A 23,520-nucleotide genomic window follows, 5' to 3' on the forward strand; every position below is an offset into this window, starting at 1 on the left:
ATTGTGTCAAGACGGGCTCGGTTAAACCTTACCCCTCACTGAGGGGCCGCCGTTCAGATGCGGCAATTCGACTGCGTCAGCGTGGCATTCACATCCGGTTCGGCCGGGTGCTCGATACCCTCAATTGCTGTTCCGCCACGACTTGCTGAATGCGAATGACCCAAAGTTCGTCCGCTTCCAACGCGTCCGAAAATGACCTCGCCAAGCTCGATTCTTTTCCCGCTCCACCGCTCCCCAAAACCCGCACAACACTCTTCCCCCGCGCCCTCCCGTCATGCATTCTCCCGCATAAATGAAGTCCAATTGAAGTCCAGAACCCCAAACCGCAGGAGAACCGCGCCAGGCCAGGCAGAGCAACTATCTGATTTTATTGGGATTTAAGTGGTGCCCAGAGCCGGAATCGAACCAGCGACACGCGGATTTTCAATCCGCTGCTCTACCAACTGAGCTATCTGGGCACCGTTATTCCCGAGGGCGCTGCCTTCGGGTGGCGGGGTGATACGTCAGGGCGCGGGGGCTGGCAAGGGGGATTGCGCAGAAATTTCAGGGGGGCGGGGATGGTCGCCTGCCGGAGATCCTGGCGCAGGGCCGTGGCCACGGTGTCCCTTGCCCGCGCGGAAGGGACGGCCGCGCCGGGGCGGCGGGCGATGTCGGCCGTCGGGCGGTCCGGCTTGCCTTGGGCGGGGCCTCCGCACCAGGAGCGCGCAGCGCAGCGGGGATCACTGGGGGCGGGGGGGCCGCCCGTCCGGGTCCGCGGGGGCGGCGGCCTCGTCCTCGTCGCCGACTTCGGCCGGGATCGCGTAGCTTCCCTTCAGCCAGCGCCCCAGATCGACATCCGCACAGCGGCGCGAACAGAAGGGGCGGTACTTCGCCTCGGGCTCCTTGCCGCAGATCGGGCAGGTCATGCCTGATCTCCCAGCAGGGTGGCCAGCGGCAGGCGGTCACGCTTGCGCGTCAGTTCATAAAGTCCCAGCGTGGTCCAGCCCGCCAGATTGGCCTCGCCCTCCCCCCGGAAGGCTGCCTTCATCACCTGGTCCAGCGTGCCCCGGTCCTTCTTCGGGATCGGCGCGAAATCCACCACCACCTGCCCCCCCAGCCCGCGCAGCCGCAACTGCCGCGGCAGGTCGCGCGCGGCGGCCACGTTGGCCTTCAACCCCGCGGCGGGCGATGTGTCGCCGCCCGTGTTCACATCCACCGCCACCAGCGCGCGGGTGGGTTCGATCACCATATGACCGCCACCCGCCAGATCAACCCGCGCGTCGCGCAGCGCGTCCAGCATCTCCCACACGCCATGCGCGGCGAAACCGCCCTCGACCACCTCGTCGGGTGCCGGATCGGCCCAGTCGCGCCAGGCTGCCTCATGCGCGCTTGGCGCATCGACCAGAAGCTCCGGCCCGCCCGACAGGTCCGCCACGACGGCCGCCGCCAGATCCTTCATGGCCAGGATGTCCTCGGCCACGGCCGCCTCGTCCTCGTCCTCGCAGGCCGACCGCAGGATCAGGCCGTGATCCGCCGCCGCCCCCGCCATCGCCTCGTCGGCCAGCCGTTGCAGAACCGCCCGCACATCCTCGTCCCGGATCCGGCGCGAGATGTTCAGACCCGGCGCACCCGGCGTCACGATGGCCCAGCGCGACTTGAACAGCAGCCGCACCGTCACCGGCACGGCCTTGCCGCCCTCGGCCGGTCCCGTGACCTGCACGATGATCCGCTGCCCCGGCGCGATGCCAGACACCTGCCGCAGAAAGCCCGACAGCCCCCCCGGCAGTTTCACGAACATCCCGCCCTGCCCCTTCATGGGCCGGTCAGCCACCGCGCGATAGATCGCGCCGGGCAGGGGATCGTCCCCCTCGGGATCGACCAGCAGATCCTCCAGCCGCCCGTCCACGATCAGCGCCGCCGCCTCGCGCCCGTCGATATGATCCAGACAGACCACACGCCCCTTCATTCCTGCCTCCAGACCGGCCAGCCCGCCGCCTGCAACAGCGCCGCCGTCTCTGCCAGCGGCAGGCCCACGATGCCCGTGAAACTGCCGGAAATCCACGGGATGAAGGCCCCCGCCGCGCCCTGTATGGCGTAACCGCCCGCCTTGCCCTGCCACTCGCCGCCCGCCAGATAGGCGTTCAGCTCGGCATCCGACAGACGCTTCATCTTCACCGCGCTGACGCTTTCGCGCGCCCAGACCCGCGCGCCGCGCCGCACCGCGACCGCCGTGATCACCTGATGCCGCCGCCCGCCCAGCGCGGTCAGGAAGTCCGCAGCCTCGCCCGCATCGCGCGGCTTGCCAAGGATGCGACGGCCCAGCGCCACGGTCGTATCGGCACAGAGCACCACGTCATCCTCGCCCGCCGCCACCGCCGCCGCCTTCTCGCGCGCCAGCCGTGCCGCATAGGGGCGGGGCAATTCCCCCTTGCGGGGGTCCTCGTCGATGTCGGGGGGCAGGATGGCATCGGGCACGATACCCAGTTGCGCCAGAAGCTCCTTCCGGCGCGGGCTGCCCGATCCGAGGATCAGCTTCACTTGAAGCGATAGTTGATGCGGCCTTTCGACAGGTCGTAAGGCGTCATTTCCACCTGCACCTTGTCGCCTGCCAGAACACGGATGCGGTTCTTGCGCATCTTGCCTGCCATCGTCGCGATCAGTTCATGGCCGTTGTCCAGCTCGACCCTGAATGTCGCGTTCGGCAGGAGTTCCTTCACGACGCCCGGGAATTCGAGGATGTCTTCCTTGGCCATGTTCACTCCGAATAGGGTTACAGCCCAAGGGTGCAACCCTCGGGCTTCGGGCCTGCCTAATGCGCCTGTCGGGGCGGATTTTCAAGGAAAAAAGTAACGACCGTCACCGCAACCGCCCGCGGCGCGCCCCCCTAGCCCCGCGCCAGACGCGCGGCCTGCTCGTCCCAGTGCAGATGGTTCAGCACCGCGCCTGCACGCCGCACCTCGCGCACCGCCGCCAGATCGACCTCTGCCAGCGCCCAGCCGGGCACGTTCAGCCCCGTCTCGGCCAGAATTCCCGTCTCGGGGAAACCGCGGTCCGGCGGGCCATAGACCGCCGCGCGCCCCACATTCTCGTCCACCGCAGGGCACCAGTCCGCCATCCCCACGGTCGGGGCCTGCACCGTGATGCACTGGTTCTCCAGCGCCCGCGCCATGGCCCCCACCCGCACCCGCGTGAACCCCGCCACGCTGTCGGTGCAGGACGGCACCAGCAGGATCTCGGCCCCCGCCTCCGCCATCCGCCGCGCCAGCAGGGGAAATTCGCTGTCATAGCAGATCAGCACCCCGATCCGGCCCAGCGGCGTGTCCAGAACGCGCAGCCCCTCGCCTGCCTCGACGAACCAGATTTCCCGCTCGAACCGCGTCATCATCTGCTTGTCCTGATGCCCGACGATCCCGTCCGGCCCGTACAGCGTCGCGCGGTTCACCGGCCGCCCGCCCGCCTGCGGAAAGACCGGCCCCGACGCGCCAAGGATATGCACCCCATGCGCCGCCGCCAGCCGCAGATGCACCGCGTCCACCGCCCCGCGCCAGCCCGCCACCTCGGCCAGCGCGCGCTCCAGATCACCCGCGACCTCGGCCCCGCCCAGCGAGGCCAGCTCCATCGCGCCATATTCCGGAAAGACCAGAAGATCGGCCCCCTGCCCCGCGGCATCGGCCACCCATGCCGAAAGCTTCGCCTCGAAGGCAGCGAAATCCGGCAGGAAATCGAGCGGATAGGCAGCAGCGGCGATCTTCACATCAGGCTCCATCGGGCAGCGACGCGCCGACTAAACCCGCCCCCGCCACCAAGGGCAAGACCGAAGCGGCCAGCACCGCCGCCGCTAGATATGCCCCTTCAACAGCCGCAGGGTCGCCCAGACCACCAGCATCGACAGCGCAAGCCCCGTCACATCCCCGACAAGGATGACCGCCCCTTCGGCGGGGGCCAGACCATAGGCAATCTGCAACCCTGTCAGGTTCAGAACCGATGCCGCCGCCCCCACCAGCAGCACCGTCTGCAATCGCGTCTCGCCCGGGGCCGTGGCGATGCGTCCCCCCCTGCGCCCCCAGAACCGCCGCACGGCAGCAAAGGCCAGCGGGGCCGACACAAGACTTGCCAGCGTGCCCGACAGGATGACCGGATCGAAGGCGCGATCCCCTGCGAAATGCAGGTTGCACAGCATGGCCCCCGGCAGCAGATAGCCGACCGACCGCCAGCCATACATCCATGCCGCCAGAACCCGCACCCCGTGCGGCAGGAAGACCACGCTCATGGCCGTCGCGGGCAGGACCATGGACTGGACCGGCGCCACGACAGAGACGGTCAGGAAATAGGACCAGACATAGATGACCGAAACCACGGCCATCAGCCGTGCATGGAACAGCCAGCGCAGTGGCGCATCGACGCCCCGCCGCTCACATTTTCCTGTCATTCAGAACCCGTCCGGACTCGGTCGAAACCCTGCCCCTGCTTTCCAGCTCGCGCTCGAACAGGGATTTCAGCGCCCGCAAGGCCGTCTCGGCCTCGTGGTAATCTTCTTCAGCAGACAGTCCCCTCGGGTCATCCGCCGACTGGAAGCACTCGCCCAACAGCGCACGGATCTTTGAAATATCCATTGGAATCCCCGAAATTGGTAAAGATCACATACCACGCTCAACCTAAAGGAGCGAATATCCATAGGGATGGGTATGCCGACAAATCGTCAGGATGGGGGAACTTTTGGAAAAAACTTTCAAGAGGGATGATCCGCCCCCGCGCCAGCCCGCGTTTCACCCCGCCGCAGGGCCGGTTGCCGCCTCGCGGATGTCGCGCATCCAGAACTGCAAGGGCTTCACCGTCTCGCCCTCCTCGCCCACATCCTTCCACGAGAATTCCGCCACCACCCCCGGCAGCGGCGCATAACCCCGCCCCTGCCAGAAGGCATCATTGGTGCGATAGGCCGCCGGTCGCAGCGGATGGTCCGCAGGCCGCATCACCGAACAGAAGGCCACATGGCTCCGCCCCAGCGCGCGGGCATGTTCCTCGCGCAGGTCAAAGAAGCGATGGCCGATCCCCTTGCCGCGATATTCGGGCAGCAGCACGGATTCCGCCCCGTAAAGGATATTCTCCAGCGCCACCCCGCGCCCCGCGAAGGGCGCGGCAAACTCGCCCGCGTGATCCTCCATCGGGGTAGATGTCGACGCGCCGACCAGCACATCACCAAAGAACGCCCCGACCAGCAACGCGCCGGGACTGTCGCGATAGGTCGCCAGATATTCCCGCTCGTAGTCCAGCGACCCGTCGTAAAGATAGGGCCAGTCGCGAAACACCGCGATCCGCAGCCGCGCCACATCGTCCAGCGCCGCCTCCAGCGCCGCACCGCGCAGCGCGCGGACGCTGATCCCCTCGGGCAGGGCGCGCGTCATGCCGATACCTGCGCGATCCAGTCGTTCAGGTTGTAGAAGGTCGTCACCCGCGCGATCTTGCCGCCCCTGATCTCGAAGAACCCGCCCGCCGGCAGCACGTACCGCTGCCCCCGCGCTTCCGGCAGACCCGGATCGGTCTTCAGGTATTCGCCATGCACCACAAATTCCGCCGCCCCCCGCGTGCCGTCGTCATTGGCGAAGATGACCAAGTCCTTCAGCTCCTCGCGATAGCTCACGCCCATATGCGAACAGAACTCCGCGAACTTGTCCCGCCCGCGCCGGATGCCGCCCTCGTTCACGCGATGCTCCACATCCTCGGCCACGCAATCCAGCATCCCCGCCGCATTCCCTGCGTTGAAGGCCGCGTAATAGCGCCCGATCAGGGCGATGGCATCCGTCCGGCTCATGTCGTCTCCTCTTCCACTGGCGGCCCGAACCGCGCGATCATCCGGTCCCTGATCTGGTCCCGCGCCTGCCGGTAGGCCGCCAGCTTCGCCTCGCGGCTTTCGCCAAGGCCGGTGGGATCAAGGATCGGCCAGTATTCTACGTCCAGATGGTAATAGCGGGTGAGTTCAAGCGCCGTTCTCTGGCTCGCGGGCGACAGGGCGACGATCAGGTCGAACTGCGACAGGTCATCGCCCCATTCCTGCATCTCCTCGAAGGACCGGCTGCGATGCCGGCTCAGCTCGATCCCCAGTTCCTTGCAGACGGCGATGGAAAAGCCGTCCACCTCCATGTCGTTCTTCACGCCCGCCGACTGCACATAGGCGCGCTGGCCGTACATCTTTTTCATCAGGCCCTCGGCCATGGGCGAGCGGACCGCGTTATGGTCACAGCAGAACAGGATGGATGTCGGAAACTCCTGCCCCAAGATCAGCCCCAATGCAGGACGCAGATCAGCGTGAACAGCCGCCGCGCCGTGTCGGTATCCACCTCGGCCTTGCCCTCCAGCCGCTCTTGCAAGACCCGCGCACCCTCGTTGTGGATGCCGCGGCGGGCCATGTCGATCGCCTCGATCTGGCTGGGGGGCAGGCGCTTCACTGCCTCGAAATAGCTTTCGCAGATCTGGAAGTAATCCTTCACCACCTGCCGGAAGGGCCCCAGCGACAGGTGGAATTCCCCCACCTTCTCGCCCGCCTCCGACCCGATGTCGAACACCAGCCGCCCCTCGCGGATCGCAAGGCCCAGCCTGTATGGCCCCGGCGGCACCTCGCGCCCCTCGCGCACGGGCAGGGCAAAGGAGTTTTCCTCCAAGAGGTCGAAGATGGCGACGCGCCGCTCCTGCTCGATCTCCGGCGTCGGGCGGGCCAGACCCCGCTCGTCAATCTCGATATGGCAGATGCGGCTCATGGCGCGGCCCCCTTTTCACCCGAAGGGTGATGCCCGACCGCAACCCGCAGCGCAAGGGCGATGGGAAGGCTAACGCGCCCGCCTTGCTGAGCAAGGGCCTGCGAAAGGCTCCAGTGGAGCGTTTCGCGTGACCGCCGGTAGGGCCGCGCATGACCCGCCGGGGCGGGCGCCCATGGCGCACGACCCGAGGGGGCGGGTCGTGCGCGGACCGTGGCTTTGGGCCACGGTCCAGAACCAACGGTTGCGCTCCCGCGCCCAATCCGTAGGGCGGGGTTCACCCCGCCTCGCTCCGGCTCACGCCACCCCTAACCGTTCAACCGGTCCAACCGCGCCCGCACGCTCAGCCCGTGCGCCTGCAGGCTCTCGCTCACCGCTAGCCGTTCTGCACTCGGCCCGATGGCGCGCAGCGCCTCGGGCGTCATCCGCGCCATCGTCGTCCGCTTCATGAAATCCAGCACATTGAGCCCCGACGAAAACCGCGCCGACCGCGCCGTGGGCAGCACATGGTTCGGCCCGCCCACATAGTCGCCAATCGCCTCGGGCGTCCACGCGCCAAGGAAGATCGCCCCGGCATGGGGGATCTTCGCGGCCAGCGCCTCGGGGTCGGCCACCATGATCTCCAGATGCTCCGCCGCGATCCGGTTGGCCAGCGCCGCCGCCTCGTCCAGATCGCGCACCACGATCACCGCGCCATTGTCGCGCCACGACGCCCCCGCAATCGCCCGCCGCTCCAGCGTCTCCAGCCGCGCCTCCACCGCCGCCGCCACGGCCATGCCGAATTCAGCATCCGTGGTGATCAGGATGGCCTGCGCGCTCTCGTCATGCTCGGCCTGTGACAACAGGTCCAGCGCGATCCAGTCCGCGTCATTCTCCCCGTCCGCAATCACCAGAACCTCGGACGGCCCCGCGATCATGTCGATCCCCACACGGCCAAAGACCCGCCGCTTTGCCGCAGCCACATAGGCGTTCCCCGGCCCCGTGATCTTGTCCACCGGCGCAATCGTCGCCGTCCCATAGGCCAGCGCCGCCACCGCCTGCGCGCCGCCCACACGGTAAACCGCATCCACCCCCGCGATCTTCGCGGCCAGCAGCACCAGCGGGTTCACTACCCCCCCCGGCGTCGGGCACGTCACGACCAGCCGCGAAACCCCCGCCACCTTCGCCGGAATCGCATTCATCAGAACCGACGACGGATAGGACGCCAGCCCCCCCGGCACATACAGCCCCGCCGCCGAAACCGGCGTCCAGCGCCAGCCCAGCGTCGCCCCGCTTGCATCGGTCCAGCTCGCATCCTCCGGCACCTGCCGCGCGTGATAGGCGCGGATGCGCTCGGCCGCCAGTTCCAGCGCCGCCCGATCCTCGGCCGACACCTTGGCGATCTCCGCCGCGATCTCGTCCTCGGTAAAGGCCAGCCGCTCCGCCGTCAGCTCCATCCGGTCGAACCGCGCCGTCAGCTCGATCAGCGCCGCATCCCCCCGCGCCCGCACATCCGCGATGATGGCGGCAACGGCCTGATCGACATCCTCGGCCTCCTCGCGCTTCATCGACAGAAGCTGCGCGAACTCCGCCTCGAAACCGGCATCGCGTGTGGACAGGAAAAAGGTCATGGGCCAAGCCTCCGCAGGGTGCGCCCCATCTAGCGCGCCCGCCCCCCGCGCTCAAGGCAGGACCGCCCCGCCCGTTGCGTCAGGCACCGCCCCGCCGTGCGCCGCGTATGTACAGCCTGCGGCACAGTCTGCGGCACAACCGCCGGTACAGGTCTTGCCCTCGCCACGCCGCCGGATACCTTCCCCCCGTCATCCCGCGAAAGGCACCGCCCATGCTCACCCTGCTCGGCATCCCCGGCGCGCTCCGCGCCGCCTCGACCAACCGCCTCCTGCTGGCCGAAGCCCGCCGCGCCTTTGGCGAGGCCGGGTATGAGGAAGCCGACCTGCGCCTGCCGCTCTTCGACGAAGACCTTGAAATCGCGCAAGGTTTTCCGGAACCCGTCCTGCACCTGCATGCGCAGGTCAAGGCGGCGGATGCCATCGTCATCGCCACACCCGAATATAACAAGGCCCTGCCGGGGGTGCTGAAGAACGCGCTCGACTGGGTCTCGCGCGTGCCGGGGGCCGCATGGCGCGACAAACCGGTCGCCATCCTCTCCGCCGCCGATGGCCGCGCCGGTGGCGAACGCGCGCAATTCTCCCTCCGCCTCTGCCTAACCCCTTTCAGGCCAAGGCTTATTTCCGGCCCCGAGGTGCTGGTGGCACATTCCCGCAGCGCCTTTGACGAAAACGGCCGCCTGATCGACGACCGCACCCGCAAGTCCTTGACGGAACTGATGAATATCCTCAGGGCCGAGGCAACGCGCCCCTGATCACGCCGCCCCCTCCCGCCGCCCGTCCAGCGCCGCCAGAAGCTGCGCCGTCGACACCGGCTTGGTCAGCACGCAATCCGTCCCCGCCGCCTCGAACCGCTCGCGCTCGTCCCCGATGGCGGCGGCGGTCATGCCGATGATCGGGCAACGCGCGCCCTTGGCCCGCAAGGCCGCGGTCAGGTCATCACCCCCCATCTGGGGCATGAACAGGTCGGTCAACACGATATCCGGTGTCTCGCGCGCGAAAAGCTCCAGCGCCTCGATCCCGTCGCGGGCCCAGACCACCGCCCCGAAAACCCGCTTCAGCCGCGCCACCATCAACTCGCCCATCAGGTCGCTGTCCTCGACGATCAGCACCTTCTGCGCGGCCCGCAGGGGGGCTTCGGCGCGCGCTGCATCCTCGGCCGGTGCCGCAGCGACCGGAACGCGCCCCATCGGAACCCGCAACAGGAACACCGACCCGCCCGCCCCCCGCGGCGCATGGCTGACGCTGCCGCCCAGCAGTTCGATCGAGGATTTGGTGACATACAGACCCAGCCCCGACCCGTCCGTCCGCGCGGTGGCCGTGCCGCCGCCGCGACGGAACGCGTCGAAAAGGGTCGGTCGCGCCTCGTCCGGAATGCCGCGCCCGTCATCGGTGACACGCCAAAGGCCGACGATCCCGTCACCGGAAATTTCCTCGGTGTATCCGATGGTTATCCTGCGGCAGCCGGAATGCAGGATGGCATTCTTGACCAGATTGGACAACGCCTGCATCAGCCGAACACGGTCGCTCTGGCGCGGCTCCCACGCTTCGGGCGCAAGGTCCAGATCGATGTCGATACCCTTGGCCTCGGCCATCAGCAGGAAGGTATGGCGCACCGTCGCGGCCAGATCCTGCGGCACCAGAACCTCCATCCGGACGGGCAGGTTCTGCTCGGGCCGCACCGCCTGCCGCATGTCACCCAGCACCGACAGAAGCTGGTCGCTCACCGCCCGCAGGCGCGACCCCATCGCATCCCATGTCGCGCCGTTGTCCAGTTCCTCGACCAGCATCGAGATGACCGAGGCAGGCGTCCGCAACTCGTGCGAGACGATCGAGAACATCTGCGTCTGCCGGTCCTGCTGTTCCGACAGCGTGGCAAGCGCGGACCCCAGCGCCACCTCCCGCCGGTGGTCTGCCGTCAGGTCGATCAACGCGCCATAGGCCAGCATCGCCCCGCCGGACTGCGCCTCGTACCACGCATGGACGACGATATAGCGCGCCTCGCCCTCGTCCGACCACGCGGCGTGGGGGGACAGAAGGAAGGACAGGGTGCGCGACGACTGCGTCCGGTCGGCCAGTGCCGCAAGGATCGCCGCGGCATCGGCGGGACGGACCCGCCGTAGGAAGGCCGCGATGCCGAACCCCTTGTCCGTGCCCAGTATCGTCGCGGCGACCGGATCGACCCGCACCTCGCCACGGTCCAGATCGACGACGAAATATCCGATCGTCGCCAGAGCCTGCACCCGTGCCAGCCGGTCGATGGTCGCCCGCTGCCGCGCCCGTTCGGCCATGCCGGCATGGCGCTGCAACAGCAGCAGATAGATCAGCACAAGCAGCACCAGCGACACGATCTCCAGCCGCAGCACATCGACCGATGTCACGCTGATCTGCACAAGGAATTCGCCCGTCACCACAACATAGGCACAGACCCCCGCGATCAGCGCCGGAATGGCCACCGCCGTCGGGGCAAGCAGCGCGACCGCCAGCGCCAGCAGTTCCACATCCAGCGTCGGATGCACCGAAAAGCCCCAGGCCCGCAGCAGGCCAAGCCCCACGAACAGCGGCAAGACCGCCATCGCCGCCATCCCCTGCCGCCGGTCCGGCCGGTTCAGCATGTAAAGCAGCAGCACCGCCCCGCAGACCCCGATCCTGACCGCACGGATCAGTCCGGCCTGCACCACCGACAGGTCGCCGAAATCGGCCATCGGCCAGTCGGGCCGGTAGACCCCGTGGACAACAACCGTGACCCCCGCTCCGGCCAGCAGCACATAGGCCAGCGTCGTCGACAGCGACAGCACGACATCCCGCCGCACCGGCGCCGCATGGAAGCGGCCCGCCAGCGCCCGCCCCGCGAGCGCCGCACCCAGTGCGGGCAGCGCGTTCAGCACCATCGCCCAGAGATAGACCTTTACCGGCGCGACGGCGGCGGGCAGATAGCCCGGCTCGACATGTGCGCGCAGCAGGAAGCACAGCGTGAAGCAGAGGGCGTAGATCAGGACGGGAACCGCCAGCATCCGCAACGGAAAGACGGCCGTCCCGACCAGCAGCGCAAAGACCGCCTCGCTGGGCAGAAGATCGACAAGGGCGCCATTGTCCCGCGCCTCGAGCTGGCCAAGCGTCAGCAGAAGCGAGAAAAGGATGGCAACCAGCGCGAAGATTGCCGATCCTGCAAGGGGACGCTGGGCAAGATGCAGCGGGACATAGGGATGGCGCGGCCCGGAAATGGCCGAAAACAGACCCTCCGGCCCCGAAGCCGGAGGCCTCACATCCGTCAGCATGTGCTCACTCGTATCCCTCTGCCGGGGAACATTCCTTAAGACACCACCTAGGCCGTCGGATCATGGCGGTAAATGTCGCCAAAAGGATGCCTTGCATACCGTGGTTTGGCAGCCGCCTGCGCGCCGTCCGGCCGGGCGGGAAAAGACACGCCGCGCCCTCTTTTTGCAGTTGCAGCATGGGGCGTGATGAAAAAACAGGCACCCGCTGCGTCTGGCTGCGGCAGAATTGCGCCGCCGCGTTCACGGCCGGTTGAACCCACCTTGCAGTCCGCTTCACCTCTCACCTATATGCCGCGCTGAGTCGCGCACGTATCAGGCGCGGGTAAAAACCGTTGGGTTATAGACCTCTATGACGATGCAAGCCCCCCTGTCCTCGCGGCTGTCCCGCCGGGCGCTCCTGTCGGTTGCGGGCGCCACCCTTCCGCTCGGCCTCGTCGCGCTGCCGGTGCGTCTGGCTGCACAGGAAACGGACACGGCCGCCACTCCCGCCGAAGCCCCCGTTGCGGCAGCGCAGCAATTCAGCTTCGACCTTCTGGCCGAAGAGATGCGCGCGCTTTCCGCCCAGCCGCACACCACCGCCCCCGCGCCCGAGGGGTTTCTGGGCGATCTGACCTATGACGATTACCGCCTGATCCGCTTCCGCGACGACCGCTCGCGCTGGGCCGGTGAAGAGACGCGCTTCCGCCTTGCCGCCTTCCACATGGGCTGGCTCTTTCCCGAACCCGTGCGCCTGTTCGACGTGCAGGACGGCATGGCGACCGAGATGCTGTTTTCCACCGACGATTTCGAATATCTCAACGAACTCGTCGAACGCGTACCCGAACATGCCGAACTGCCGGGTGTGGCGGGCTTCCGCCTGAACCACCCGCTGAACCGCCCCGACAAGTGGGACGAACTGGTGGCCTTTGTCGGCGCGTCCTACTTCCGCGCCCTTGGCCGCAACTCCGCCTATGGCCTGTCGGCGCGCGGCCTTGCGCTGAATACGGCAACGGCGCAGGGCGAGGAGTTCCCCCGCTTCTCGCGCTTCTACATGGAGCGCGACACCACGGGCGGCCCGTCGATCACCGTCTATGCCACGCTGGAAAGTCCCTCTGTCACCGGCGCATACCGCTTCGTCATCACGCCCGGCACGGAAACCGTGATGGACGTGACCTGCCGTCTCTTCTTCCGTCAGGACGTGGCCGAACTGGGCATTGCGCCGCTGACGTCGATGTTCCTCTTCTCGGAAAAGAACCGCGCGGAATTCGACGACTACCGCCCCAACGTGCATGACAGCGACGGCCTGCGCATCGTCCGCGCCGATGGCGACGTGATCTGGCGCCCGCTGAACAACCCGCCGCAACTGACCGGCAGCTACTTTGCCGAGGTTGCCCCCCGCCGCTTCGGCCTGCACCAGCGCGACCGCGACTTCGACAGCTATCAGGACACCGGCGCGCGCTATGAACGCCGCCCCTCGCTGGACGTGGAACCGCTGGGCGACTGGGGCAAGGGGAACGTGCGTCTGGTCGAGATCCCCTCGGATCTGGAAGCCAACGACAACATCGTCGCCTACTGGGTGCCCGAAGTGCCCGCCAAGGCCGGCGACGCGCGCGAATTCGCCTACCGCCTGCACTGGGGCGACCTGCCCCATGACGCGGGCGAACCCTTGGCCTATGTGCACGAGACGCGCTCGGGCCACGGCGGCTTTGCCGGGGTCGAGGCGAAGCAGGGCACCCGCAAGTTCGTCGTGGACTACAAGGGCGGCCTGATCGGCAGCATGGAACCCGATACGGAACTGCAACCTGTCGTGACGATTGCGAATGGTGAAATCACGGGGACGGTGCTGGAAAAGATCGCCGGAACCGATATCTGGCGGCTCGTCATCGACATCTCCGCAGCCGAAGGCGCGGTGGTGGAAATGGCGGCCCATCTGGCGGGCTTCGACCGCCGTCTGACCGAAAACTGGCTCTATCAGTGGATCAACGCGAAATGATGGATCTCGCGAAGCCGGAACAATTCGATCTCGACCGTCTGGCCGAGGAACTGGGCGCCCTTCCCGACGCCCCGCTGGCCATGCCGGTGCAGCAACTGGAATCCCGCCCCGTCACGGGCGGGCTCCTGTCCCTCCTGCGTCCCCGCTTCGGACGCATGGGCAAGGCCGGGCACTAGGGCGTGGGGGCCGCTGACGCCCCTCAGACCCGGGTGTATGTCACACGCACCCTGACCCTGACGGCCTCGCTCCTTGCCGCCGGGCTGGGTTTCATCGTCTTTCTGCAATTCGGCGCGTCCGACGGCTTTGACGCCTTCGACGTGCTGCGCGCCGTGCTCATCTTCGCCTCGACCTTCTGGCTGGCATGGGGGGCCTTCACCGCGCTGGCGGGCCTGACCACGCGCCCCCCCGCCGTTCCCCGCGACGCAGGCCCGATCCGCGCCATGACCGCCGTTCTGGTGCCGGTCTACAACGAAGACCCCGTCGCCACCTTCGCCCGCATCGCGGCGATGGACGCCTCGCTCCGCGCCACCGGCTTTGGCGAGCGGTTCCACTTCGCCATCCTCTCGGACACCCGCAACGACGAGGTGGCGGCGCGCGAGCGCATCTGGTTCCTGCGGCTTCTGGCCGACACCCATGGCGAGGGGCGGATGTTCTACCGCCGCCGCACCAGCAACAAGGGCCGCAAGGCCGGCAATATCGAGGATTTCATCAAGCGCGCAGGTGCGGCCTACAAATACGCCATCATCCTTGACGCCGACAGCCTGATGGAAGGCGCGACCATGGTGGAAATGGTCCGCCGGATGGAGGCCGCGCCCGACCTCGGCCTGCTGCAGACCCTGCCGACGATCATCCGCGCCAAGTCCCGCTTCGGCCGCACGATGCAATTCGCGGGCTCGTTCTATTCCCCCATCTTCGCGCGTGGCCTTGCCATGATGCAGGGCCGCACCGGCCCCTTCTGGGGCCACAACGCCATCGTCCGGATGCATGCCTTCGCCGAAAGCTGCGCCCTGCCGGAACTGTCGGGCAAGCCCCCCTTCGGTGGCCACATCCTGTCGCATGACTATGTCGAGGCGGCGCTGCTGGCCCGCGCGGGCTGGACCGTCCGCGTCGATGACGACCTGACCGGCAGCTACGAGGAAGCGCCCGAAAACATCATCGACCACGCCAAACGCGACCGCCGCTGGTGTCAGGGCAACCTGCAGCATTCCCGCCTCCTCCTCGCCCCCGGCCTGAAGGCATGGAGCCGCTTCGTCTTTCTGCAGGGCATCCTCGCCTATATCGCGCCGGGCTTCTGGCTGGCCTTCCTTGCCGCCTCGATCGCGGCCCCGCTCTTTGCCCCGCCGATCGACTATTTCCCCATCGAATACTGGCCCTTCCCCGTGATCCCCGTCAGTCAGGTGTCCAAGGCGCTGGGTCTGGCCGTGGGCATCGGCGGGCTTCTGTTCCTGCCGAAGATGCTGATCCTGCTCGACGCCGCCCTGCGCGGGCGCACCCGCCGCTTCGGCGGCACCATCCGCGCGCTGCAATCGACACTGACCGAGCTTCTCTTCTCCTCCATCACCGCGCCCATCTTCCTGATGTTCCAGACCCGCTCGGTGCTTCAGGTGCTGCGCGGGGCCGATGGCGGTTGGCCCGCCCAGACGCGCGGCGACGGCACGCTGTCCTTCGGCGATGCTTGGGCGGCCTCGCACTGGATCGTGACGACGGGCGGGGTGGTGCTGGTGATGGCGCAATGGCTCTCGCCCCAGCTCGTGCCGTGGCTTCTGCCGGTGGCCCTGCCCATGGCGCTGGCCCCCGTCATCATCGCGTGGTCCTCGCGTGCCTCGACCTCGGCGCTGTTCACCGTGGAAACCGAACTTGCCGCCGCGCCCGTGATGCTGCTTGCCGACCGCACCCTGACCCGCTGGCAGGACTTCGAGGCCGACGCCACCGCCGCCTGACCCCCGCGCGGCATTCTGCCAGCCGCCGCGGCGCACCCTTGCGAAACCGCAACAGAGCGGGCATTAGCCCCGCCGTGCCGAACCCCGGCCCTGCGGTGACCCATGCCTGACGCGACCACGCCCGCCCCCACCCTTGTCGCAAGGGCAACCTCGACGCGCGACCCGCGCCTCGATGTCTTCCGCGGGCTCTGCCTCGTGATGATCTTCATCAACCACGTCCCGGGGAACGTCTACGAAAACCTCACCAGCCGGAATTTCGGCTTTTCCGACGCGGCCGAGGGATTCGTCCTGATGTCCGGCATCGCCGCCGGTCTGGCCTATTCCGCCGATTTCCGCGACCGCTCCCTGCGGCTCTGGACTGGCCTTGCCCGCGTCTGGCGCAGGGTCTGGACGCTCTATCTCGTGCATATCACGACGACGCTGGCGGCACTGGCCGCGGCCTCCGCCGTGGCGCTCTGGCTGAACGATTCCGAGATCCTGTTCGAGAACCAGATGAAATGGGTCTGGATGGACCCGCTCCGCACCTTCGTCGGGCTGACCCTGCTGACCCACCAGTTCGGCTATATCAACATCCTGCCGCTCTACCTCGTGCTGCTGGCCGCCTCGCCGCTCCTGCTCTTTGCGGCATGGCGCAGGCCGCTTCTGCTCATGGGCGCATCGGTCCTGCTCTGGCTCTGTGCGGGGATCTTCCACCTCAGCCTGCCCAACTTTCCGTCAAAGGGCGGCTGGTTCTTCAACCCGCTCACATGGCAGGTGATTTTCGTCACGGGCCTGCTGACGGGTGTCGCCCTGCGCGACGGGCGCCGCTTTGTGCCGGTCCGCCGCTGGCTCCAGATCGCGACGGGCCTCTTCCTGCTCTATGCCGCCGTGTCGGTGCAGGTTCCGGCCGTGTCCAAGATGACAGGCTACACCCTCTGGCTCGCAAAAGAGACGTTCCACCTGCCGTGGAACCTCACCGCCTTCGACAAGACCTTCGTCACCGCCCCGCGCCTGCTGCACATCCTTGCGCTGGCCTATTTCCTGTCCACCTTCCCTGCCATCCGCCGCGCCTGCGCCCACCGCCTCGCCGCCCCTTTCGAACTGCTGGGCCGTCAGGCGCTGCCCGTCTTCGCGCTGGGATCGGTGCTCTGCATCGGGCTTCAGGGGATCAAGCATGTCACCGGTCAGGACCTTCTGACCGACACGGCCCTGATCGGCGGCGGGCTAGCGGCGCAATTCGCCCTCGCCGCCGCGCGCCAATACTGGCCCAAACCGCCCAAGGTCAGCTGAACACCGCCGGATCGGGCCCCGTCCGCTCGCCCGCCTCCAGCGTCGCGATGGCGGCCATCTCGGCATCGGTCAGCGCGAAATCGAAGACCGCCGCATTCTCGGCCAGCCCCGCCGCGCGGGTGGATCGCGGGATCACCGAACAGCCAAGCTGCACATGCCAGCGCAGGATCACCTGCGCCGCCGTCCGCCCCGTCCGCTCTGCCGCCGCCAGAACCGGCGCCGCCCCGAAGGACCGCCCCTGCCCCAGCGGCGTCCAGCTCTGCGTGACGATCCCGTGCGCGGCATGGAAGGCGCGCAACTCCGCCTGCTGCAGGCGCGGGTGCAGCTCGATCTGGTTCAGCACCGGCACCACCCCCGTCTCTCCGATGATCCGCTCAAGATCCGCCACGCGGAAATTCGACACCCCGATCGACGTGACAATCCCCTCCTCCCGCAGCGCGATCAGCTCCTTCCACGTCTCGACGAACAATCCCTGCGCGGGGCAGGGCCAGTGGATCAGCATCAGGTCCACCCGCTCGGTCGCGATGCGCCGCAGGCTTTCCTGCACCGCCGCCCGCGTTTCCGCCCGCCCCTGACGGTCGTTCCAGACCTTGGTCGTGACAAAGACCTGATCGCGCGGCACCTCCATGTCGCGCAGCCCCTCGCCCAGCCCGATCTCGTTGCCATAGATCGCCGCCCCGTCGATCAGCCGGTATCCCGCCGCCACCCCCTCGCGCACCACCCGCGCGGTCTGGTCGGCGGGCACCTGCCACAGGCCGAAGCCAAGCTGCGGCATCGTCTTTCCGTCATTCAGCGCAAGGCGCGGCTGCTCTGCGGTCATGTCACTCTCCCCCTTGGCATCGCTGTGCCGCCAATTGACAGCACCCGCCCGCCATTTGCCACCCCGTTCAGCCGATCCCCAGCCGCTTCAGCCGCCGGATCTGCTCTTCCGCCGTGCCCCAGACGGCGCGGCCATCCACCAGCACGACCGGACTGATCCCGATCCGTACCCTCTGGCGCAGCGCCGCCGACACCTCAGGGTCCGACAGGTCGCGGTCGCCATGCGCCACCCCCTGCTGCCACAGCCATTGCGCCACCCGCTGCCCGTCGGTGCAGCTCCGCGTCCGGTACAGTTCCACCCGCATGGCATCCTCCACCTTTGCCTGCACAGGGAACGTCCTTGGCCCTTGCGGGTTTCCTTGGGACGAAAAACCGCAGGGGGACCTTGGTCCATGTCAATTTTCGGGAATTTCATCCGTATGATCATGCCAGAGGGGATTCCGCCGCACCCCGTGGTGCAGGGGCAGGATCACGAGACGTAGAGCGCGGCCCCCGCCGCCGAACCCGGGAACGAAGCGCAGACCATGACACAGACCGACCTGACCGGCCTTCGCGCCCTTGTGGCCGATGACAACCCGATCAACCTGCAGATCATCGACTCCTTCCTGCGCCGCCTCGGCCTGCAGACCACCCTCGTCGAGAACGGGCGTCAGGCGGTCGAGGCATGGGCACCGGGACGCTTCGACATCCTCTGCCTCGACATCGCCATGCCGGAAATGGATGGCACGACCGCGCTCCAGACCATCCGCAACCGCGCCCGCGCCAGCGGCACGCAGATGACGCCGGCGGTGGCGATCACGGCCAATGCCCTGCCGCAGCAGATGTCGGAATATCTGGCCGCAGGCTTTGACGGCTGCATCGCCAAACCCGTCCGCCGCACCCAGATCGGCGAGGAATTCACCCGCATCCTGCACCGCAGCGACTGCATCCCCGTCTGACAGGCGCGGCGCAGGGAACCGTGACGCGCCCCCGCGCGTTTCCCGCCAGACCGGACCGCAGACACCGGATCGCAGACAGGGGGGCGTGCGTGACGTCGCACAGCAGCACGGGCAGGCCGCAGGGGCCCGCGTCCGGAACCGCAGACCGGCCTGCGGCAGATACCGCATTGCCTTGGGCCATCCTCGAAACCGTTCCGGCGATGATCTGGCTGGGCGACCCGCAGGGGCGCTGCGTCCTTCTGAACCGCGCGCTGCGCGATCATTGGGGCGTCGCGGATGCCGACAGTTTCGAATGGTCCGACACCCTGCATCCCGACGACGCCCCGCGCATCGCAGGCCCCTACAGCCAGGCGATGGAGCACCGCCAGCCCTTCCGGATCGAGGCCCGCTATCGCCGCGCCGACGGCGAATGGCGCATCCTGCAAACCGACGCCTGCCCCCATTTCGACAGTTCGGGGCAGTTTCTGGGTATGGTGGGCGTCAACACCGACATCACCGAACAGCGCCGGACCGAACGTGACCTGCGCCTGTCCAAGGAAAACCTCGAATTCGCCATCGAGGCCGCGGGCGAGGTCGGCACATGGATCTGGGATGTGCAGAACGACGTCCTGACCGGCGACAGCCGGACATGGTGCGGGATCGGGGACGGCGACGGGCGCCATTCCACCGGACGTTTCGCGGATTTCCTTGCCCTCGTGCATGAAGAGGACCGCGCCCGCGTCTGCGCCGCCATCACCCGAACGCTGGAAGAGGGCAGGGATTTCCGGCTGGAATACCGGCTCTGGCAGGGCGGACATCTGCGCTGGGTCTTTGCCCTTGGCCGCTGCGAGAGGGATGCGCTGGACAGGCCCGTCATCTTTGCCGGCGTCACCGTCGACGTGACCGACCGCCGCACGCGCGAGGATGCGGCACGGATGCTGGCGCATGAACTGTCGCACCGGCTGAAGAATGTCTTTGGCGTGATGCAGGTTTTGACGGCCCAGACCGCGCGCTGCCATCCCGACGCCACCCCCGCGCTGGACCAGCTCGCCCGTCGCATACAGGCGCTCGGCGTGGCGCAGATGCTGTCCTTTCCGGCCACCGACGCGCCCCGCGGGGAATCCGGCCTGCGCCATCTGGCCGAACGCGTCCTTGCCCCCTATGCGGTCCGCGGCGACCGTCTGGACTGGGACGGTCCCGACCTGCCCCTCTCGCCCGAAAGGGCAACGGCCCTTGCGCTGATCCTGCATGAACTGGCAACCAATTCGGCGAAATACGGCAGCCTGTCGACGAATGGCAAGGTCCGCATCACCCTGTCCACGACACCGGAGGGGGTCAGGATCGAATGGTCCGAAACCGGTGGCCCGCCCGTTAGCACGCCCCAGACCAGCGGTTTCGGCAGCCGCCTGATCCGGCAAAGCGCGGCCAGCCTTGGCGCGCAGGACCGGTGGTTATGGCTTCCCGAAGGTCTGCTCTGGACAGTCGTCCTGCCTGCCGCAGGGCATGACGGCGGGGCCGAGACGGTCGATTAGCCGCGCCAGATCGCGCGGCATATAGGGCTTTGGCACCCAGCCCAGCGGTTCCGCCGCCTCAGCCCTGCGGACATTGGCCAGATGGTCGCTGCCGGTCGCCAGAACCGACGGAATGTCCAATTCGCGGCGCAAGGTCAGCGCGACGTCGATCCCGTCCCGCACCGATGCCAGCCGCACATCGACAATCGCCAGATCGGGCCTCTCGGCACGGGCCATGGCGACCGCCGTCTCGTATCGCGCGGCGATCCCCACAACCTCGTGTCCGGCTTCCCTGAGCTCGTCCTCAATGCACATCGCAATCAGGAACTCGTCCTCGACGATCAATATGCGCGCCATATCCTCTCCGATCATCAGGCCGATCCGGCCACGATGCCCCGTGCACCCCGTATTCAACGCATGAGGAGGCGGACGGTTCCGGCGGACGGGAATTTCCTGTCCGGCCCGCCGCAAGGGGGATCAGGCCGCGTCCTGCCCGCCCTTCACGCCGGTGATATAGGACACGATGTCATTGCCATCCGTCTCGTCCCGCCGCAGCGACGCCACGATCCGCCCGCGCCGGAACACCACGATCCGGTCCACCAGATCGAAGACCTGCCGCAGGTTGTGGGAAATCAGGATCAGCGGCACGCCGCGGTCCTTCAGCCCGCGGATGATGTTCTCCACCTGCGCCGTCTCCTGCACGCCCAGCGCGGCGGTGGGTTCGTCCATGATCACCAGCTTCGATGCAAAGGCCGCCGTCCGCGCGATCGACACGCATTGCCGCTGCCCACCCGACATGTTGCGGATCGGGTTGTCCACGTTCGGGATCTTCACCGCCGTGGTCTTCAGCGCCTCCAGCGTCCGCTCGCGCATCGCCTTGCGGTCCAGCCACGAAAACGGCCCCAGCCGGAACTTGAACAGCTCGCGCCCCAGAAACAGGTTCGACGGCACGTCCAGATCGTCGGCCAGCGCCAGCGTCTGGAAGACGGTCTCGATCCCCGCCTCGCGCGCCTCCAGAGGGCCTGCGAAATTCACCGGCTGCCCGTCGAACAGGATTTCCCCCGCCGTCCGCTGCTCTACCGCCGTGACCTGCCGGACGAAGGTGGACTTGCCCGCCCCGTTATCGCCCACGACGGCCACATGCTCGCCCTCGTGCAGCACGAAATCCGCATCCTCCAGCGCATGCACGCCGCCATAGCGCTTGGTCAGGCCACGGGTTTCCAGAATGATCTTCGACATGGTGTCCCCCCTCAGCCTCGTACCCGCCGGCGTTGCCGCCACTGGTCCAGAACGACAGCCCCCACGATGATCGCGCCCTTCACCATCTCCTGGTAATAGGCATCCAGCCGGATCGAGGTGAAGCCCGAGATGATGACGGAAAAGATCGCAGCCCCCAGCACGGTACCGATGATCGACCCGCGCCCGCCCGCCAGCGACACGCCCCCGATCACCGCCATGGCGATGGCGTCGAGTTCGTACATCACCCCCATCCCCGCTTGCGCGGTCAGGTTCTTCGACGTCAGCAGCACCGCCGCCACGGCGGCCAGCATCCCCGCGATGGCATAGACCAGCACCTTGTGCCGGTCGACATTGATCCCCGACATCCGCGCCGCCGCCTCGTTCGATCCGATGGCATAGCTGCGCTTGCCGTAAAGCGTATAGGTCATGATCAGGTGGAACAGCACCGCAAGGATCACGAAGACCACCGCCGGATTCTGCCCCTGCCATGACAGAAGGCCAAAGGTCATGCCCCCCAAGAGATCGCCATTGGCAAGAGAGCCATAGCTTTCGGTCGGAAAGCTCACCGGTTGTCCGTTCGACCACCACCGCGCCGCGCCGCGCGCCGACACCATCATCCCCAGCGTCGCGATGAAGGGCGGGATGCGCGTATAGGCCACCAGCAGCCCGTTCACCAACCCCGCAAACAGCCCGCAGGCCAGCCCCACGGCAATCGGCACGATCACCGGCAAATCCATCGCCCAGTCGCCAAAGATCGCCTTGGGGTTCGGGTTGCCGTTCACCGTCGCCGTCTGGGCAAAGCTCATCACGATCATGGCGGTGGCCCCGACGACCGATCCCGACGACAGGTCGATCCCCCCGATGATGATGACCTGCGTCACACCCAGCGCGATGATCCCGATGATCGCCACCTGAAGGATCATGATATCCAGCCGCTGCTGGTTGAAGATCGCGTCGACATTGTCGCGCGTGTTGAACAGGAAGGAGCCCCCGTTCAACCGGTTCAGGATCTCGAAGATCAGGACGATCAGCACCAGGGCGCCAAAGACGTTCCACTCCGGTGCGCGCGTCCTTTTCGCCGGATCGTATTTCAGGCCCCCAAGGCCATGGGTCGCATCGGCCACGGCGTGCTCCTCCCCGCTTGCTTGTACTTTGCTGCTGTCCTGCCGATGGTGACACATCCGGCGCAGGAATAAAGCGGGGCGGCGGTTGGCCCGCCGCCCCTGTCATCCCCGCGGGGGGATCAGTTCTTCGCCAGATAGTTTTCGATATTGGCGGGCGTCACCAGTTCGAAGGGCACATAGACCTTCTGTTCCACCGCCTCGCCCGCCGACAGCTTGACCGCCGCGTCCAGCGCGCCGCCGCCCTGTGCCGCTGCGTTCTGGAACACCGTGATGTCCAGTTCGCCCGCCTGCATCGACGCCAGCGCGTCCTGCGTCGCGTCCACGCCCGACACGATCACCGACCCCATGTCGATGCCCGCAGCCTTCATCGCCTGGATCGCGCCCAGCGCCATCTCGTCATTGTTGGCCAGCACGCCGTCAAAGGCCGCGCCGGTCGACAGCCAGTTGGTCATCAGCGTCTGCGCCTGATCGCGCGACCAGTTGGCGGTCTGCTGGTCGATCACATTGACCTTCACCGCGCACTCGCCCGCTTCCATCACATCGTAATAGTTCTGCGTGCGCTGCACGGCGGCCTGATTGGACAGCTCGCCCTGCATGACATAGACGCTCACCTCGGTCTTGCCGGCGGCGGCCCACTGGTTGCACTGCTCGATGAAACCCTGACGCGAGGATTCCGACTCGTTCGACGCCACGAAGGCCTGATTGTCAGGCAGCGTGTCCACGTTGATCGGCTGGCGGTTCACATAGACCAGCGGCACGCCCGCGGCAGCGGCGGCATCCGTCATCGCCTGCGTGGCCGACGTGTCGACGGGGTTCACGATGATCGCATCCACGCCCGACGCGATGAAGTTGTTGATCTGGTCGAGCTGCTTGGCCACGTCGTTCTGCGCGTCCTCGATCTGCACCGACAGGCCCGCGGCATCTGCCTGCGCCTGAATCCCGTTGCGCAGCACGGTCAGGAAGTTGTCGTCGAACAGCGCCATCGACACGCCGATCCCGTCGGCCATCGCGGTGCTGCCCATCAGCGAGACGAAGCCCGCGGCGATAAGGGTCTTTTTCATTTGTTTTCTCCTCCACTGTCGGTGTCCGGCACACCGTTCTCCCTGCCGGACCGCC

Annotated in this window: 26 protein-coding genes and 1 tRNA gene; 7 read left to right on the forward strand and 20 right to left on the reverse strand. The window is 67.3% G+C overall.

What is annotated here, in order from left to right; genetic code table 11:
- Positions 1-382 precede the first annotated feature (382 nt).
- From GU927_RS05445 to hisD, 13 genes are all read right to left on the reverse strand, one after another.
- Positions 383-458, reverse strand: a tRNA-Phe gene (locus GU927_RS05445).
- A gap of 261 nt (positions 459-719) precedes the next feature.
- A complete protein-coding gene (locus GU927_RS05450; protein ID WP_161761330.1) occupies positions 720-905 on the reverse strand; it encodes a DNA gyrase inhibitor YacG in 186 nt (61 codons plus the stop codon).
- Positions 902-1,945, reverse strand: a complete 1,044-nt coding sequence (locus GU927_RS05455; RefSeq protein ID WP_161761331.1) for a ribonuclease E/G — start codon at positions 1,943-1,945, stop codon at positions 902-904. Before GU927_RS05455 ends, GU927_RS05450 begins: the two co-directional genes overlap by 4 nt.
- Positions 1,942-2,517: a Maf family protein gene (locus GU927_RS05460; RefSeq protein WP_161761332.1), complete on the reverse strand. Its 576-nt coding sequence runs from the start codon at positions 2,515-2,517 to the stop codon at positions 1,942-1,944. Before GU927_RS05460 ends, GU927_RS05455 begins: the two co-directional genes overlap by 4 nt.
- A complete protein-coding gene (gene infA / locus GU927_RS05465; RefSeq protein ID WP_023664579.1) occupies positions 2,514-2,732 on the reverse strand; it encodes a translation initiation factor IF-1 in 219 nt (72 codons plus the stop codon). Before infA ends, GU927_RS05460 begins: the two co-directional genes overlap by 4 nt.
- A 131-nt stretch (positions 2,733-2,863) precedes the next feature.
- On the reverse strand, positions 2,864-3,733 hold the full coding sequence (locus GU927_RS05470; RefSeq protein ID WP_161761333.1) for a carbon-nitrogen hydrolase family protein: 870 nt from the start codon (positions 3,731-3,733) through the stop codon (positions 2,864-2,866).
- Between the two features lie 84 nt (positions 3,734-3,817).
- On the reverse strand, positions 3,818-4,408 hold the full coding sequence (locus tag GU927_RS05475) for a hypothetical protein (RefSeq protein ID WP_161761334.1): 591 nt from the start codon (positions 4,406-4,408) through the stop codon (positions 3,818-3,820).
- Positions 4,392-4,592: a hypothetical protein gene (locus GU927_RS05480; RefSeq protein WP_161761335.1), complete on the reverse strand. Its 201-nt coding sequence runs from the start codon at positions 4,590-4,592 to the stop codon at positions 4,392-4,394. The genes GU927_RS05475 and GU927_RS05480 overlap by 17 nt, the downstream gene beginning before the upstream one ends.
- A gap of 153 nt (positions 4,593-4,745) precedes the next feature.
- The gene (locus GU927_RS05485; RefSeq protein WP_161761336.1) at positions 4,746-5,381 is read right to left on the reverse strand and encodes a GNAT family N-acetyltransferase; all 636 of its coding nucleotides are present in this window, start codon (positions 5,379-5,381) and stop codon (positions 4,746-4,748) included.
- Positions 5,378-5,788, reverse strand: coding sequence for a ketosteroid isomerase-related protein (locus GU927_RS05490; RefSeq protein WP_161761337.1), 411 nt, complete (start codon positions 5,786-5,788; stop codon positions 5,378-5,380). Before GU927_RS05490 ends, GU927_RS05485 begins: the two co-directional genes overlap by 4 nt.
- Positions 5,785-6,189: an arsenate-mycothiol transferase ArsC gene (locus GU927_RS05495; protein WP_394357660.1), complete on the reverse strand. Its 405-nt coding sequence runs from the start codon at positions 6,187-6,189 to the stop codon at positions 5,785-5,787. The genes GU927_RS05490 and GU927_RS05495 overlap by 4 nt, the downstream gene beginning before the upstream one ends.
- 65 nt (positions 6,190-6,254) lie before the next feature.
- Positions 6,255-6,731, reverse strand: a complete 477-nt coding sequence (locus tag GU927_RS05500; RefSeq protein WP_161761338.1) for a UPF0262 family protein — start codon at positions 6,729-6,731, stop codon at positions 6,255-6,257.
- 305 nt (positions 6,732-7,036) lie between these two features.
- Positions 7,037-8,338 (reverse strand): histidinol dehydrogenase, encoded by a 1,302-nt coding sequence (hisD, locus tag GU927_RS05505; protein WP_161761339.1) that lies wholly within the window; start codon positions 8,336-8,338, stop codon positions 7,037-7,039.
- Positions 8,339-8,550: 212 nt separating this feature from the next.
- Between hisD and GU927_RS05510 the strand changes: the two genes are divergently transcribed.
- The gene (locus GU927_RS05510; protein WP_161761340.1) at positions 8,551-9,090 is read left to right on the forward strand and encodes an NADPH-dependent FMN reductase; all 540 of its coding nucleotides are present in this window, start codon (positions 8,551-8,553) and stop codon (positions 9,088-9,090) included.
- Here GU927_RS05510 and GU927_RS05515 read toward each other — a convergent pair whose 3' ends face one another.
- Entirely contained in the window at positions 9,091-11,613 is a 2,523-nt protein-coding gene (locus GU927_RS05515) for a hybrid sensor histidine kinase/response regulator (protein ID WP_161761341.1), read from the reverse strand.
- Positions 11,614-11,962: 349 nt separating this feature from the next.
- Between GU927_RS05515 and GU927_RS05520 the strand changes: the two genes are divergently transcribed.
- From GU927_RS05520 to GU927_RS05535, 4 genes are all read left to right on the forward strand, one after another.
- Positions 11,963-13,585, forward strand: coding sequence for a glucan biosynthesis protein (locus tag GU927_RS05520; RefSeq protein ID WP_161761342.1), 1,623 nt, complete (start codon positions 11,963-11,965; stop codon positions 13,583-13,585).
- A complete protein-coding gene (locus GU927_RS05525; protein ID WP_161761343.1) occupies positions 13,582-13,761 on the forward strand; it encodes a hypothetical protein in 180 nt (59 codons plus the stop codon). The genes GU927_RS05520 and GU927_RS05525 overlap by 4 nt, the downstream gene beginning before the upstream one ends.
- Positions 13,762-13,794: 33 nt before the next feature.
- Positions 13,795-15,525, forward strand: coding sequence for a glucans biosynthesis glucosyltransferase MdoH (mdoH, locus tag GU927_RS05530; RefSeq protein ID WP_232489129.1), 1,731 nt, complete (start codon positions 13,795-13,797; stop codon positions 15,523-15,525).
- Between the two features lie 102 nt (positions 15,526-15,627).
- Positions 15,628-16,794, forward strand: a complete 1,167-nt coding sequence (locus GU927_RS05535) for an OpgC family protein (protein ID WP_161761345.1) — start codon at positions 15,628-15,630, stop codon at positions 16,792-16,794.
- Here the strand turns inward: GU927_RS05535 and GU927_RS05540 are convergent.
- The gene (locus GU927_RS05540; RefSeq protein WP_161761346.1) at positions 16,787-17,614 is read right to left on the reverse strand and encodes an aldo/keto reductase; all 828 of its coding nucleotides are present in this window, start codon (positions 17,612-17,614) and stop codon (positions 16,787-16,789) included. The genes GU927_RS05535 and GU927_RS05540 overlap by 8 nt on opposite strands.
- A 67-nt stretch (positions 17,615-17,681) precedes the next feature.
- Positions 17,682-17,942: a glutaredoxin family protein gene (locus tag GU927_RS05545; RefSeq protein WP_161761347.1), complete on the reverse strand. Its 261-nt coding sequence runs from the start codon at positions 17,940-17,942 to the stop codon at positions 17,682-17,684.
- A 195-nt stretch (positions 17,943-18,137) separates the two neighbouring features.
- On the opposite strand from GU927_RS05545, the gene GU927_RS05550 reads away from it, so the two are divergent.
- The gene (locus GU927_RS05550; RefSeq protein WP_161761348.1) at positions 18,138-18,551 is read left to right on the forward strand and encodes a response regulator; all 414 of its coding nucleotides are present in this window, start codon (positions 18,138-18,140) and stop codon (positions 18,549-18,551) included.
- Between the two features lie 167 nt (positions 18,552-18,718).
- Positions 18,719-20,062, forward strand: a complete 1,344-nt coding sequence (locus GU927_RS05555) for a sensor histidine kinase (protein WP_217765535.1) — start codon at positions 18,719-18,721, stop codon at positions 20,060-20,062.
- Here GU927_RS05555 and GU927_RS05560 read toward each other — a convergent pair.
- The 4 genes from GU927_RS05560 to GU927_RS05575 form a co-directional block, all read right to left on the reverse strand.
- Positions 19,982-20,413, reverse strand: a complete 432-nt coding sequence (locus tag GU927_RS05560) for a response regulator (RefSeq protein ID WP_161761350.1) — start codon at positions 20,411-20,413, stop codon at positions 19,982-19,984. The two genes, GU927_RS05555 and GU927_RS05560, sit on opposite strands and share 81 nt — an antisense overlap.
- A 105-nt stretch (positions 20,414-20,518) precedes the next feature.
- The gene (locus GU927_RS05565; RefSeq protein WP_161761351.1) at positions 20,519-21,280 is read right to left on the reverse strand and encodes an ATP-binding cassette domain-containing protein; all 762 of its coding nucleotides are present in this window, start codon (positions 21,278-21,280) and stop codon (positions 20,519-20,521) included.
- A gap of 11 nt (positions 21,281-21,291) precedes the next feature.
- On the reverse strand, positions 21,292-22,404 hold the full coding sequence (locus GU927_RS05570) for an ABC transporter permease (RefSeq protein ID WP_161761352.1): 1,113 nt from the start codon (positions 22,402-22,404) through the stop codon (positions 21,292-21,294).
- Between the two features lie 119 nt (positions 22,405-22,523).
- Positions 22,524-23,465 (reverse strand): substrate-binding domain-containing protein, encoded by a 942-nt coding sequence (locus tag GU927_RS05575; protein WP_161761353.1) that lies wholly within the window; start codon positions 23,463-23,465, stop codon positions 22,524-22,526.
- Positions 23,466-23,520: the final 55 nt, after the last annotated feature.

Origin of the sequence: Paragemmobacter amnigenus (genome assembly GCF_009908265.2) — a bacterium.
In the GTDB taxonomy this organism is placed as follows: domain Bacteria; phylum Pseudomonadota; class Alphaproteobacteria; order Rhodobacterales; family Rhodobacteraceae; genus Paragemmobacter; species Paragemmobacter amnigenus.